Raw genomic sequence first — 13604 nt, forward strand, 5'->3', positions numbered from 1 at the left:
AGAGAAAGTGTATGAAATTACTCCCAGCTATTTTTGACAAAATCAACACCCTAGACCAGACCTACCCGAAGAAGATAAGCAGCCTTATTTCTCCGCAGCTTCAAAATGGCGTTGGGGATTTAGACCCAGTGTAGAGATTTGGAATGGACGTTTAGCAATGATCGGCTTTTTTACTGCAACTTTAATTGAAATTGCTACAGGTCAGGGCTGGATACATTTCTTAGGTTTCTTGTCAGGAAATAATATTTCTTCATAAGACAAGAAATAGATTTTTTACTCAATAATAGAGTTAGAAAAAAGCCTCGATTGATACCGATCGAGGCTTTTTGTTGATGTTTAATTTTAGGAATTATGAGACATCAAGCTATCTGACTGGGCTGAGTATCAAAAAATTGTTGTTTAAGGTTGAAAATTGCCTGAAATTGTTCCTGATTATTTTGATGTTGATATTGTTCTAAAGCCAAATTTAAATCTTTTAATGCAGTATGCCTGATGCCTATTTGGTGATTTAAAATCCCACGATGTACATATGCTTGAGTGAAATTGGGATTTAATTTAATTGCCTGGTTGAAGTCTGAGATAGCTAGCAAATAACGTCTTTGTTGATGATAAGCACAACCTCGATTGTAATAAGCATTGTCATTATAGCTATCTAAAGCGATCGCTTGAGTAAAGTTCAAGATAGCTGGTTCATTTTCTTCTCGCATCATATAAGCTAAAGCCAAATCATTATAAATTAAACTTTTGGATTCAGGATTAGATTCAGTCGAGTAAACTAAAGCCATTTGATAATCGGCGATCGCTTGCTTATAATCTGCTAAAGCAGAATATGCTAAACCGCGATTATAGTAAGCTCGATAATTTTGTCGATCTTGCTGAAGGATCTCTTGGTTTTGGGCGATCGCTTGTTGGTATTTTCCTTGACGGTGGTAAGCTAATCCTAAGTTGAGATATGCCTCCAGATTATGGGCATTATATTTAATCGCCAGCAGACAATCAGTTTGAGCAGCAGTATTATTGTGCAACTGTAGATTTACTAAACAGCGATTGCTATAGGCAGCACCGACTAATTTGTCCTGACTGTTAATGACTTGGGTAAAATCGACTAAAGCTGATTGATAATTTTGCTGACGTAGGTGATTTATCCCCTGATGAAAAACATCGGCAATATTGGCTGGTGAAGCAGCAACTACAGAGGGATTAAAGCCAAAAAATAACGCGATCGCTATGAAACTACTAAGTAAGAATCGTTGTAAAACTGCCATAAAACCTTAGTCAAAGAGTCAAAGTTATAGATCTGATAAACATTTAATAAATGCCTAAACTGGATTGATAATTCAACAGACAAGCGGTCAAACTTGTTTTATTTCTTCATAACTTCAGTCATGGAATGTGACACTTACAGACATGGGCATTCCCCCGCCTAGCTTGTCTCAAACAACTAGTTGAACTATTATAATGAATTGTTATGATAATGATTATCATTATTTTCTGCGAGTGAAATTACCCAACTATATCGACCTAGCTATTATCGGTGCAGGAGTTCAGGCTCTTACTTTTACCACCCACCTGTTACAAAAAAGCGCGAAACATTATAATAAATTTTTAGTCTTCGATCCCAGTCAAACCTGGATGAGTCAATGGCAACAACAATTTGCAGCACAACAAATTCCTTATTTGCGATCGCCTGCCGTCCATCATCCCGATCCCAACCCTCATCAATTGAGAACCTTTGCCGAACATCGGCATAGTGAATTGTTCCCCCCCTACGATCGACCAGGAACAAAGTTATTTAACGATTTCTGTGATGAAGTAATTCGTCGCTGGAAGTTAGCAGATAAAGTTTATCCCGCCAAAGTAGTTCGGGTTTTACCGATTGAACGTGCTTCTGGTTCTCGATTTCAATTAGTTTTAAATACGGGAGAAACAATCGTTGCCCGTAGAGTGGTACTAGCTACGGGAAGTGGCAAAGTACAACTTCCTAATTGGGTAGAAAGCATTACCTCAGATTACCCCTCAGATAAATTATGTCATTCGCAACAGGTAAATTTAAAGCAGCATAAGTTAACAGGAGAAAGGATTTTAATCGTTGGCGGTGGTTTAACCAGCGGACATTTAGCCAAAGGTGCAATGAACCTGGGTGCAACTGTTATCCTAATGACTAGAAAACAGTTACAGTCAAAAACTTTTGATGCCGATCCTGGTTGGTTAGGACCAAAATATCTCAAAGACTTTCACGCCGAAACCGATTGGCACGAGCGTTATAAGCAAATACAGCAAGCCCGTAATGGCGGTTCGATGACTCCCGAAATGATGCTAAAACTAAATCGAGCATCTTATGAAGGTAAGTTAAAAATCGATGAATGCTGTCAAGTTAGAGACGCACAGTGGCAAGATAATCTCTGGCAGGTTCGTTGTCTTGATGCAAACAGACATCAATTTAACCGTATTTGGTTAGCTACTGGTACGAGATTTAATGTTAAAGAGCATCCCTTATTACAAGGCGTACTAGAAACTTATCCTACAGAAATAGTTAATGGTTTACCCGTACTAGACGAACATTTACGTTTGCCCAAGTCGAACTTTTTTATCATGGGTGGTTTGGCTGCGTTACGAATTGGTCCTGTTGCTAGAAATATTGGCGGTGGGAAAATGGCGTGTCAACGTATCGTGCCAGCAATTGTTAAACCCAGTTTGGCGATTGAGTGATTCATTGAAGAAGCGATCTCTTGTCCAACCCACTGGGAATTCAACTATCTTGTACCATTGAACTAAATAGATTTAACCGTTATCCCTAAATACCCGTGAGTAAAACCAAAACCAAAGCAGAAGATCTTTGTCAGGTAAGATGTTTCAACACCGAGTTAGTTACTCAAATTCGGTCAACTTTACCCAATGAAGATACTTTAGAGGAAATGACGGTTATCTTTGGTGCTTTAGCAGACCGATCGCGGGTTAAAATACTTTATGCCCTTAGAAACGGCGATGAGCTTTGTGTTTGCGATATTGCAGCTATGTTAAATGTCAAAATCGCCACCGCTTCTCATCATTTGCGGAAAATGCGCGATTTGAAATTACTTAAGTATCGTAATGACGGTAAATTAGCTTATTATTCGCTAAAAGATCGGCGCGTGACTGATATTCTTAGCTATTCTTTGCGTGAGTTGGTATAGCTTTTATTTAATATGTCTTGATTTTTCTCTATCTTGATAGTTTCAATTTGGCTTACATTCTAATGTTCTTTTGAACGTTTAAGAGATATTATAAATATTATTCAAACATTCACTTGAACGTTTAGATCAAAAATAATGGCAGAACATTGTTGTCACGACTCGCGCGTTCCCTTGCGTCTTAGGCCGACGCGGGGTCGCTCGTCAACATAAAGCCAAGGAATTAGAAAAGCTACAAAAACGCCAGAGTAAAGTGTTATGGATTATTTTGATAATTAATGCAGTGATGTTCGTGGTGGAATTTAGTGGGGGAATTAAGGCAGCCTCTTTATCCCTAACAGGTGATTCCTTAGATATGCTGGGGGATGCTTTAGTTTATGGCTGTAGCCTTTACGTTATTCAAAAAGGTAAAAAAGCTCAGGCGCGATCGGCAATACTCAAAGGCGGTATTATGTTTCTTACGGCGATCGCTGTATTTGCCAGAGCTACCTATCAATTGTTTGCTCAAACCGTCCCTACAGTTAGTTTAATGAGCGAGATTGGTATTCTGGCTTTAATAGCTAACCTAATTTGTTTTTTATTGCTGATTCGTCATCGTAACGACAATATTAATATGTCCTCGGTTTGGCTGTGTTCACGTAATGACATTATTGCCAATACTTCGGTGTTGCTAACTGCTGGACTCGTATTTCTAACTGATTCGTTTTTGCCAGATTTCATTTTAGGATTATTACTGACTGTGGTTTTTGCCCAATCTGCGGGAAAAGTTCTCCAAAAAGCAAGAGCCGAATTAATTTAAAATTTAATTCATCACGAACGAGTTAATACCTCGATATACCTCGTGCCATTATGGATTGTATACTCTATCTACAGCTACCAGTAAATACCATGACAGAATTACTCAATCAAGCGGTTGCACTTATTAAGAATTTGCCTGACAACGAACAAGATGCGATCGCTACAATTATTTTAGAAGAACTTAAAGACGAGATGAAATGGGAACAGGCTTTTAGCGATTCTCAAGATGTATTAGCCGAGCTTGCTGCTGAAGCGATGACAGAATACAGAGCAGGAAAAACCCAAGAATTAGATCCAGAAAAATTGTGAAGTCGCGAACAACATTAAAGTTTCGTCAAGTCTTTACTAAATTGCCAAAACAAATTCAAGCACAAGCACGCAGCGCCTATCGTCAGTTTAAAAAAAATCCAAATCATCCAAGCTTGCGTTTTAAAAAAGTACATTCAAGATTGCCTATTTATTCCGCTCGAATAAGTAAAAATCATCGAGCAGTTGGTCAATTGGATGGAGATACTGTCATTTGGTTTTGGATCGGTTCTCATAGAGATTATGAAAAATTACTATCTGGTTTGTAGCCAGCGATCTCGATCTCTACCTTTTGACTCGATTATGAGCGATTGCCTGCTATGTATCAATGCTTTAAGACAAATGCGAAGTTAATTAAATATCTGACTAAGATCTCAATATAAATAGATTTCTCGACCCTATTAGCCATGACTACAGCAACCAATCGGATTCAGAATAACTCTAGTATTGGCGGGACAAAAAATGTTTACCACTGGAATTTTTCAGACAAGCAATATCGAGTCGTTTATGAAACCATCGGCGAAGGAAATCCCGTACTGTTACTGACTGCTTTTAGCACGGTTTCCAGTCGCACGGAAATGAAAGCTATTGCCAATTTACTGGCTACACAATATCAAGTAACGGTTTTAGATTGGTTGGGATTTGGCGAGTCTGAATGCCCCCCTGTGGATTACAACCCCGCGTTATTTCAGCAGTTGTTAGGAGATTTTATTAAATCTATTTTTAATAGCCCAATTATTATCATTGCTGCGGGTCATGCTTCGGGATACGCTTTAAAGTTCGCACAGGATAATTCAGATATAGTATCTCAACTAATTTTAATTGCTCCCACTTGGCAAGGACCTTTACGAGTTATGGGTTTGCCCGATGGTGTCAGAAATGGTGTAAAAAATCTAGTGCGATCGCCCGTCGTCGGACAAGGATTATACTATCTCAACACTACCCCTTCCTTTCTCCGCTTGATGTATAAACGTCACGTCTATGTAGATGAAACCAAACTAACTCCTGAATTTATCGCTCAAAAACATCAAATTACTTCAAAACCTGGTGCGAGATATGCCCCTGCTGCTTTTGTTACTGGCGCGATCGATCCTGTAACGAATAGAGAGGAATTTTTGCAGCTTTTAGATTCTGTATCGATACCCGTATTAATTATTCTGGCGGAAAATGCACCCCCGAAATCAAAAGTGGAAATGGAGGCGATGGCAGAGTTAGAACAAGTACAATCAGTCAGACTAAGAGGGACGTTGGGGATTTATGAAGAGTATTCCGAAGCAGTAACAGAAGCGATTCAGAATTTTCTTTAGCTATAAACTTTTAGAATAGGCAGCAAACCTAACCTAAAATAGAGTCTAAAGCCAATTCAGTAAAAAAAGCCTACTGCAATAGACTTGAATGCCCAATTTTTATAATAGACAGCAACAAGAGAGAAATAGTCTAATATTAGGTTTGTTGCTTTCTTTATTAGTACATGGAGCGATCGCGCTAATTGTATCTCGATACCAAACCAAAGAATTTGTCTCGGCAGAAGAAAAATCTTTGACTCCCATCGCTATTGTCGAATTGACCGAACTAAGAAATACAGAGACATCTTCGGACAAATCTTCGTCTAATACGCTAGCTAAATCCGCCCAAAACTCGCAAAAAGTTGCAGCACCAGAAACTCTTACAGATCCGACCGTAGAAGAAAAATTATCACCTTCTAAACCACCCACACCACCAGAAACTACACCGCCAAAATCTCCTCCAAATCCGACCTTAAAACCACCTCCAATACCGCCAGCCGTAACCGAAACGCCAGAAATTAAACCCGTTATTACTAAACCAAATAAAGATCGAGTAACCGCAGATAATACTCAGGTTGCATCAACTCCGACCACCAAGCCAGAAAAAAAGGTAAATCCCCCGACTATACAGCCTGAAAAACCAATTGAAGATAACCAACCGCCCGATAAACCTTTTGAAAATTCAAGTTTAGCCGAGAAAAAACCACTTGCCAATTTAGATAAACCAGTACCAAATCGAGAACAGCCTTCGTCAAAATTACCAACTACAGAACGATCGCGCTTCAACCAAAAGCCTAATCCAGGAGATTTTGAAGGCACTGTCGCTAACAATTCCGATGCGAAATCCAAGACAGATGATAATGGTGACGATCTAAACAACGATCGCGCTGCTGCAAATAACGATCTTAACCAGCCATTAGCACCTTTATCTATTGCTTGCAAAGATAACTGCCAACCAGAATATCCCGATGTCTTAGATGGTGTAGAAGGAACGGCAGGAATTCAACTTACATTAGACCGTAAAGGTAAAGTTATTGATGCTGCGATCGCTATTTCTAGTGGCAACTCTCTTTTGGATGAGTCAGCCTTAGAAGCTGCAAAGCAAATGGAGTTTAGCGAAATAGATCGCGATCGCGCCATAGTCCAGATTAATCTTAGTTTTGACGTTGCAGACGAGGAATGGTAGAGGAGACGGGGAGAAATATAAATAAGCACGATCGGTCGATCAAATATTGCTGCCAAACTTAAAAATTACGGAAAGATAAGATACGCAGTTTAAATTAGCAATAATTAATCTACGACAGGCTGTCTTTTGCTTCGGATATTTTTGACTGCTAAATTACAAGATTATTTATTTGATTGCTGAAACAACCTCGTGAGATATAGATTCAGCAGCAACTCTTATTCTGAGCATTTCAAAGTCAGTGAAGCAAAAATTATATCTAGGGTTAATTTTAAATTTGTCATTGTTCTTTTTCGGCAATGTTATTAGTCAAGCATCTGCTACCGAACAGCCTAAAAACACTGAATCTCCTGCAACTACTTTAGAGCAGTGGCAATCCCAATTAAACAATTCGGTGATAATTATTACCAAGATTGAAGTACAACCGACCGCTACAGGAGTAGAATTGACCATCGATACGGTTGATGGAAAAAGATTGCGTCGTATCAAATACAATCAAGGCAACAATCTAATTATCGATTTTGCTAATGCCCAACTTAACTTAAAAGAACCTAGCTTTATACGGACAAATCCCGTATCAGGAATTGAGCGAGTTACAGCGATCACTTTACCAGGAAATAAAATTAGAATTACTATTTCTGGGATAGAAGGAACACCAACAGGAGAAATAATAACGAGCGATCGCGGTTTGATTGTCAATGCCACCCCACCTTTACCTGTAGCAGATACTCAAACACAACCAGACCAAGTAATTGATGTTATTGTTACTGCTGAGAAAAAACCCGAACGACTGCAAGATGTTCCCATAAGCATTACTACCATTGACGAACAAGAAGCAGAAGACGCAGATATCGACAGCTTTAGGGATATTTCCGAGAATACGCCTAACTTTACTACCTATACTCCCAGTCGTAACTTTGTTACCTATAGCGTGCGGGGGTTTAGTAATTTTAACTTTATCTCTCGCGACTCGGTGGCATTTTATATCGATGATGTTCCCTACGATTACACCAACTTTTTGGGTTTAAATGTCTATCCGATCGAACGAGTAGAAGTGCTTAGAGGCGCACAGGCTACTCTTTACGGTAGAAATGCTCAAGCAGGGGTAGTCAATATCATTACCAAACCACCTGCTGAAGAGTTGGAATTTGAAGGAGGAATTAGTTACGGCAATTTCGATAGCTACGAACTAGAAGCTAGTGTCAGTTCACCCATTGTCGAAGATAAATTGGCTTTTCGTCTTTCGGGAACTTATAACAATCGCGATGGTTTTACGGAAAACACCTTTTTAAATACAGATGTTGATTCTCAGTCGGGATTAACCGCTAGGGGTAAGTTGCTTTGGACTCCCACCGAAGATTTGAGGGTATCGTTTAATGCTTCGGTAGACGATTACAACGATGGCGCACAGCCTTTTGTGGCTTTGGATGACGAAGATCCCTTTGAAATCCAGCAGGATTTTGATGGTTTTACCAACCTGAACAACGATACTCAATCTGTCAGAGTCGATTACAGACACGATGCCTTTCGCCTCACTTCTATTTCTGCCCGACGCTTTTCTAGTTCTGATTTTGAGGCAGATGTAGATATTTTTAGCCCGCCTACAGAAAATACTGCCATTCAAGTGTTTGATGTTGACTCTGATTCTCTCAGTCAAGAAATTCGCTTCCAATCTCCTAACAACCGAAGCAAACTGCAATGGCTAGCAGGTGGATATTTAGAGTTTAGAGATTTTGAAGTTAACGATAGTAGCTTTATTACCGATGCGGGAATCACCAATGCTACAGCAGAAATTGACGAGAATACTCTAGCTTTCTTCGGACAGGCTAGCTATAAACCAATTGAACCCTTAACCTTAACTGCGGGCTTGCGCTATGAAGGTTTTGATAGCACTCTCAGCAACGAAAGTACTTCAGACTTTACGGGTTTCGATCGCACCGTCACTAGTTTTGATGATGTCGAACAGGATGACGATATTCTCTTACCTCGCTTTACCGCCGAGTATCGCTTTAATCCCAACTTAATGACCTATGCCTCGATCGCTCGTGGCTACAAACCCGCAGGAGTAAATTATTTTGCCGATACCGAAGAGTTATTAACCTTCGACACGGAAACTTCAATTAACTACGAAATTGGCTTAAAATCCTCTTTCCTAAAAAATCGTCTTAACTTCAATCTAGCAGCTTTTATCAGTCCAGTAGAAAACTTTCAAATTAATGCCCTTGATGTCAACACCTTCGCCCGTCAAGTAGCTAATGTCGATGCGGATATTGCGGGAGTAGAATTAGAAGTAAAGGCAACTCCTTTTAAAGGCTTTGATGCGATCGCGGGCTTTGGTTATGTAGATGCCACTTTTGAAGATTTTAGCAATCCCTTTGGTAACGAAGAATTAGAAGGCAACTCTTTACCCTACGTACCTGAATATACCTACAATCTCGCTTTACAGTATCGGGCAGATTTTGGTTTATTTACCAGACTTGAATTACAGGGGGTTGGCACTAGCTTCTTTGATAATCCCAATGAGTTTAAAAGAGAACCCTATACTTTAGTTAACGCCCGTATCGGTTACGAACGAGAAAACTATGGCATATATTTCTTTGCCAATAATATTTTTGATACTGAGTATTTAACCACGGCATTTGATTTTGGTTCTCTGGGTCAAATTGCTAGTTATGGTAACCCCGCTACTTATGGCATTCAAGTTAAAACCAAATTCTGATTATGAATAGATGGGCATTACTCGCCAGCCTTTATGTAGCTCAGTTTCTACCCGTAGCTTTTTTTGGACAAACTCTACCTGTTTTCTTAAGACAACAAGGGGTAAGTCTAGAATTAGTCGGTTTGACTAGTTTACTTAGCTTACCCTGGACGCTAAAAGTTTTATGGTCGCCTTTAATCGATCGCTATGGTTGGACGAAATGGGGGCATTATAAGTTTTGGATCGTGCTGATGCAGAGTTTGATGGGCATTGTCATTACTGTTTGTGCTTTGCTCGACTTCGATAATAACTTCATGCTGTTGCTGGCGATGATGTTGTTGGCAATTACTTTTGCTGCGACTCAAGATATTGCTACCGATGCTTTAGCTGTTGACATTCTCAAGCCATCAGAAAGGGGTTTGGGCAACAGCATTCAAGTGGGTGGAGGTTACTTGGGAAGTATTATAGGCGGTGGCGTAATTTTAATTGCCTTGGATACTATTGGTTGGCAAAATAGCTTGTTATTGATGGCATTAGGAGTATTTGCTTTAATATTTCCTGTAATCGGCTATCGCGAAAGCAAATCGACCCCTAAAGCCGAATTTCAATTAAGCCTAAGATCTTTAACGGGATTTTTTCGTCAGTCAAAAATTCCCCAATGGATTTTAATTTTGGTAGTTTATATGATGGGTGTAACTATTGCCAGCACCATGTCTCGCCCTTTGTTGGTGGATTTAAACCTGTCCTTGAGCGATATTGGCTTGATGAACGGTATTGTTTCCTTTAGTGCGGGATTTGTCGGTGCGTTTGTCGGGGGATTTTTGCTGAAATATTTAGGGCGCAAACGGGGATTGATTATCTTTGGTATTTTAATTGCAGTCGCGATCGCTCTCTGGATTTTACCAACCGTAGGTTATACCAGTCTGCCAATTTTATATCTCTGTGCTGCAGGGTTGCAGTTTACCTACGCTATGGCTTGCGTACCGATGTTTGCCATCTGTATGGATAATAGTCGTCAAGGCAATGCTGGCTTTGACTATACTCTACAAATCACGATTATTTTTATCGGTAGTTTGCTGGCAGGTAGCTTGAGTGGTTTTCTTGCCGAATCTTTAGGCTATTGGGGGGCATTTGCGATCGCATCTCTATTATCTCTGGTTGGAGTATTGTTAACTGGTTTTTTGCTGGAATAGAGTAAATTTTAGTTACCCTTTATGTATCATGCCCGTATCGATCGTTCTAGCGGAAAATGCACCCCCAAAATCAAAAGCGGAAATGACCGCAATGGCAGAGTTGGAACAAGTGCAATCAGTTAGATTAGCGGGAACTTTAGGGATTTATGAAGAATATCCCGAAGCGGTGACAGAAGGGATTAAGAATTTTCTTACTACTTAATCTAATCCCCAAAGTAAATCGACATCATAACGACGAAATTATTCTTTAATTATTTGAATCTAAAAAAAGAATTTTAGTCACTTCCACCAAAGCATCACTATTTGAGAATTCTGGAGCAAACATCATCTGAAGGGCATTACCAATAATCAAACTGGAAGCAAAAATCGCTATGGACTCTGGTGTGGCTTGAGATAACTTATCATTATCATCTTTAGTCATTTGCCGTGCAACCAAGCAAAATTTATCTCTGTATTTCACCATCGCCTCTTGAAAACGCGATCTCATTTCGGGATGTTTTCTGCCCAGAATCCAAAACTCAAGTAGCAAATTGATCGCTTCTCGATCGTCAACTCGTGCCTCTGAATTGATTAATTCTAAAAATTGTAATTTCGGCTCGCTGGCTTGAATTTCGCGAGTTGTCAGCCACCAAACGATTAATTTATCTAGCAGTGCCAGTAAAAGATCGTTTTTGGTTTTGTAATGGAAAAAGACAGAACCGCTACTGATACCAGCTTCGGCTGCTACTCGTCTTCCTGTTACCTTTTCTAATCCCATTTTGGTAGCAACTCGCATTGTAGCTGTCAGAATTTGCTCTTTGCGCTCGGATTCGGCTATTTTTTGTCCAGGCATAGTAGTTTAAGAAATTTTTTCCTTAAATTGTTTGCTTGAGTCTTGTCTAACTCTACTGGTAACTAGGCTTCTAACCCAAATTATTTTTACCATCTCATCTATTGACCCACTGGTTAATAAGTGGTAGATTTTTATTGACCCACTGGTTAATAAAAAACAACAACCGTTACCAACTCTGCTTGTAGTCAGGAATTAAATCAAATGTTGCGACAACTAGACAACAATCTTTGGGTAGCAGAACAACCATTAAAATTTATGGGTTTGCCCGTAGGTACGAGAATGACCGTAATTCGATTGGCAGATAATTCTCTATTATTAATTTCTCCGATTGCTATTACTCCAGAAATAAAACAGCAGTTAAACAGTTTGGGAACTGTAAGATATCTAATTGCCCCTAATTTATTTCATCATTTATTTTTGGCAGACTGCCAAAAAGTTTATCCCCAAGCTCAAATTATTGCCCCACCTGGTTTAGAAACCAAGCAACCCCAGCTAAAAATAGCTAAAACGTTGACTCAAGACGAAATAGATTTTAATTCGGAACTAGAATATCAATTGTTTTCAGGATTTCAAATTTTAATCATTCCTCAAATCAAAATAGCTAATGAAATAGTGTTTTATCATCCCAGCACCAAAACATTAATTATTACCGATTCGGCATTTAATTTTGATGGTAGCTATCCTTGGATTATCCAACTTGCAATGAGAATGATCGATAGCTATCAAACTCTCAAACCATCTTGGTTAGAAAAAATAGCAGTCCGAGATAAACAAGCAGCAAAAACGGCGATCGCCAAAATTTTAGCTTGGGATTTTGAGCGCGTAATTATGGCTCATGGCAAAATTGTCGAGACTAATGCTAAGCAACAATTAGCTGCTGGTTATCAATGGCTCGTTTCGTAAAAACAACTCCTACCATAATAAGCAAAAGACAGTTTGGGTCTCAAAGAGGCTTTAAGGAAATCGAAGATGCGATGATTTTTTAGTAAATACCTCGCAATCATAATAATATTTTGAAACTGATGAAGAATGATTAATAATGTTTGTCTAACAATGAGATCGATTATCATTATCTAAAAGAGCTTAGGAATTAGATTATGGTAGCGACAAGCACTAACACCGTTCCCGTCACTGTACTAACTGGTTATCTAGGTGCGGGGAAAACCACCCTTCTCAATCGCATCCTTACCTACGAACACGGCAAGAAAGTAGCGGTCATCGTTAACGAGTTTGGAGAAGTAGGGATTGATAATCAACTGGTGATTGATGCCGATGAAGAAATCTTTGAGATGAATAACGGCTGTATTTGCTGTACGGTGCGAGGAGACTTGATTCGCATTATCAGCAACTTAATGAAGCGTCGCAACAAGTTCGACCATTTAGTCATTGAAACTACTGGTTTAGCCGATCCCGCCCCTGTAATTCAAACCTTCTTTGTCGATGAAGATATGAAAGACAAGATTGCTTTAGATGCAGTGGTTACGGTAGTGGATGCCAAACACATCCAGCAACACTGGGAGGCAGATGAAGCACAGGAACAAATTGCCTTTGCCGATGTAATTCTTCTCAATAAAACCGATCTCGTTAATCCCGAAGAATTGGATGAATTGGAAAGCAAAATCAAAGCCATGAATGGGATGGCAAAAATCTATCGTACCCAAAATTCTGAACTATCGATGGATTCGTTGTTGGGGGTACAGGCATTCGATTTAGACCGTGCTTTAGAAATCGACCCTGAATTTCTCAACGAAGCTGCCCACGAACACGATGAGACGGTAAGGTCTTTTGCCATAGTAGAATCTGGAGAACTAGACGGACAAAAACTAAATAACTGGTTAAGTAACCTACTACAAACCAAAGGAGTAGATATCTTTCGTATGAAAGGTATTTTGAATGTTGCAGGAGAAGAAGATCGCTTTGTCTTTCAGGGAGTACATATGTTACTGGATGGGAAACCAGACCGCCCTTGGAAGGAAGGAGAAACCCGTAAGAATGAATTGGTGTTTATCGGTCGCAATCTAGATGAGGCACAACTGAGAGAGGACTTTAAACAATGTTTAGTGTAGGGACAAAAGAGGGATATCCCTCTTTTGTCACTTTCCGAGGACTAAACTATAATAGAAAAATTCGTTGATAGC

General features: G+C 39.5%; 14 protein-coding genes and 1 pseudogene. 13 read left to right on the plus strand and 2 right to left on the minus strand.

Annotated elements, in window-relative coordinates; all coding sequences use genetic code 11:
* Nucleotides 1–103: 103 nt before the first annotated feature.
* Nucleotides 104–256: pseudogene (locus I4641_RS24340) on the plus strand (CAB/ELIP/HLIP family chlorophyll-binding protein); the annotation flags it as partial.
* A gap of 103 nt (nucleotides 257–359) precedes the next feature.
* On the opposite strand, the gene I4641_RS21505 reads toward I4641_RS24340, so the two are convergent.
* Nucleotides 360–1265: a tetratricopeptide repeat protein gene (locus tag I4641_RS21505; RefSeq protein WP_229642645.1), complete on the minus strand. Its 906-nt coding sequence runs from the start codon at nucleotides 1263–1265 to the stop codon at nucleotides 360–362.
* A gap of 232 nt (nucleotides 1266–1497) precedes the next feature.
* Here I4641_RS21505 and I4641_RS21510 point away from each other — a divergent pair, with 232 nt between their 5' ends.
* The 10 genes from I4641_RS21510 to I4641_RS21555 all read left to right on the plus strand — a co-directional run bounded on the left by I4641_RS21510 (nucleotide 1498) and on the right by I4641_RS21555 (nucleotide 10836).
* Entirely contained in the window at nucleotides 1498–2709 is a 1212-nt protein-coding gene (locus tag I4641_RS21510; protein ID WP_229642646.1) for an FAD/NAD(P)-binding protein, read from the plus strand.
* Nucleotides 2710–2798: 89 nt separating this feature from the next.
* Entirely contained in the window at nucleotides 2799–3173 is a 375-nt protein-coding gene (locus I4641_RS21515) for an ArsR/SmtB family transcription factor (RefSeq protein ID WP_369426861.1), read from the plus strand.
* A 250-nt stretch (nucleotides 3174–3423) separates the two neighbouring features.
* On the plus strand, nucleotides 3424–3969 hold the full coding sequence (locus I4641_RS21520) for a cation efflux transmembrane domain-containing protein (RefSeq protein ID WP_229642648.1): 546 nt from the start codon (nucleotides 3424–3426) through the stop codon (nucleotides 3967–3969).
* A gap of 89 nt (nucleotides 3970–4058) precedes the next feature.
* Nucleotides 4059–4277, plus strand: a complete 219-nt coding sequence (locus I4641_RS21525) for a hypothetical protein (protein WP_369426862.1) — start codon at nucleotides 4059–4061, stop codon at nucleotides 4275–4277.
* Nucleotides 4274–4543 (plus strand): type II toxin-antitoxin system RelE family toxin, encoded by a 270-nt coding sequence (locus I4641_RS21530; RefSeq protein WP_229642650.1) that lies wholly within the window; start codon nucleotides 4274–4276, stop codon nucleotides 4541–4543. Before I4641_RS21525 ends, I4641_RS21530 begins: the two co-directional genes overlap by 4 nt.
* 138 nt (nucleotides 4544–4681) lie before the next feature.
* Nucleotides 4682–5581, plus strand: coding sequence for an alpha/beta fold hydrolase (locus I4641_RS21535; RefSeq protein WP_229642651.1), 900 nt, complete (start codon nucleotides 4682–4684; stop codon nucleotides 5579–5581).
* A gap of 88 nt (nucleotides 5582–5669) precedes the next feature.
* The gene (locus I4641_RS21540; protein ID WP_229642652.1) at nucleotides 5670–6746 is read left to right on the plus strand and encodes an energy transducer TonB; all 1077 of its coding nucleotides are present in this window, start codon (nucleotides 5670–5672) and stop codon (nucleotides 6744–6746) included.
* Nucleotides 6747–6984: 238 nt separating this feature from the next.
* Nucleotides 6985–9462: a TonB-dependent receptor domain-containing protein gene (locus I4641_RS21545; protein WP_229642653.1), complete on the plus strand. Its 2478-nt coding sequence runs from the start codon at nucleotides 6985–6987 to the stop codon at nucleotides 9460–9462.
* A gap of 2 nt (nucleotides 9463–9464) precedes the next feature.
* Nucleotides 9465–10634, plus strand: a complete 1170-nt coding sequence (locus I4641_RS21550) for an MFS transporter (protein WP_229642654.1) — start codon at nucleotides 9465–9467, stop codon at nucleotides 10632–10634.
* 28 nt (nucleotides 10635–10662) lie between these two features.
* Nucleotides 10663–10836, plus strand: a complete 174-nt coding sequence (locus I4641_RS21555; RefSeq protein ID WP_229642655.1) for a hypothetical protein — start codon at nucleotides 10663–10665, stop codon at nucleotides 10834–10836.
* Between the two features lie 45 nt (nucleotides 10837–10881).
* Here I4641_RS21555 and I4641_RS21560 read toward each other — a convergent pair whose 3' ends face one another.
* Entirely contained in the window at nucleotides 10882–11466 is a 585-nt protein-coding gene (locus I4641_RS21560) for a TetR/AcrR family transcriptional regulator (RefSeq protein WP_229642656.1), read from the minus strand.
* Nucleotides 11467–11667: 201 nt separating this feature from the next.
* On the opposite strand from I4641_RS21560, the gene I4641_RS21565 reads away from it, so the two are divergent.
* Both I4641_RS21565 and I4641_RS21570 read left to right on the plus strand, forming a co-directional pair.
* The gene (locus I4641_RS21565; RefSeq protein ID WP_229642657.1) at nucleotides 11668–12369 is read left to right on the plus strand and encodes a DUF4336 domain-containing protein; all 702 of its coding nucleotides are present in this window, start codon (nucleotides 11668–11670) and stop codon (nucleotides 12367–12369) included.
* A gap of 194 nt (nucleotides 12370–12563) precedes the next feature.
* Nucleotides 12564–13532 (plus strand): CobW family GTP-binding protein, encoded by a 969-nt coding sequence (locus I4641_RS21570; protein ID WP_229642658.1) that lies wholly within the window; start codon nucleotides 12564–12566, stop codon nucleotides 13530–13532.
* Nucleotides 13533–13604: the final 72 nt, after the last annotated feature.

The organism is Waterburya agarophytonicola KI4, assembly GCF_020640915.1.
GTDB classification, from domain to species: Bacteria; Cyanobacteriota; Cyanobacteriia; order Cyanobacteriales; family Xenococcaceae; genus Waterburya; species Waterburya agarophytonicola.

What these genes read in the sequence shown, in the direction of transcription:
- I4641_RS21505 (WP_229642645.1), bottom strand. Translation starts at nt 1,265, where the DNA reads ATGGCAGTTTTACAACGATTCTTACTTAGTAGTTTCATAGCGATCGCG.
- I4641_RS21525 (WP_369426862.1), top strand. Translation starts at nt 4,059, where the DNA reads ATGACAGAATTACTCAATCAAGCGGTTGCACTTATTAAGAATTTGCCT.
- I4641_RS21535 (WP_229642651.1), top strand. Translation starts at nt 4,682, where the DNA reads ATGACTACAGCAACCAATCGGATTCAGAATAACTCTAGTATTGGCGGG.
- I4641_RS21540 (WP_229642652.1), top strand. Translation starts at nt 5,670, where the DNA reads ATGCCCAATTTTTATAATAGACAGCAACAAGAGAGAAATAGTCTAATA.
- I4641_RS21550 (WP_229642654.1), top strand. Translation starts at nt 9,465, where the DNA reads ATGAATAGATGGGCATTACTCGCCAGCCTTTATGTAGCTCAGTTTCTA.
- I4641_RS21555 (WP_229642655.1), top strand. Translation starts at nt 10,663, where the DNA reads ATGCCCGTATCGATCGTTCTAGCGGAAAATGCACCCCCAAAATCAAAA.
- I4641_RS21560 (WP_229642656.1), bottom strand. Translation starts at nt 11,466, where the DNA reads ATGCCTGGACAAAAAATAGCCGAATCCGAGCGCAAAGAGCAAATTCTG.
- I4641_RS21565 (WP_229642657.1), top strand. Translation starts at nt 11,668, where the DNA reads ATGTTGCGACAACTAGACAACAATCTTTGGGTAGCAGAACAACCATTA.
- I4641_RS21570 (WP_229642658.1), top strand. Translation starts at nt 12,564, where the DNA reads ATGGTAGCGACAAGCACTAACACCGTTCCCGTCACTGTACTAACTGGT.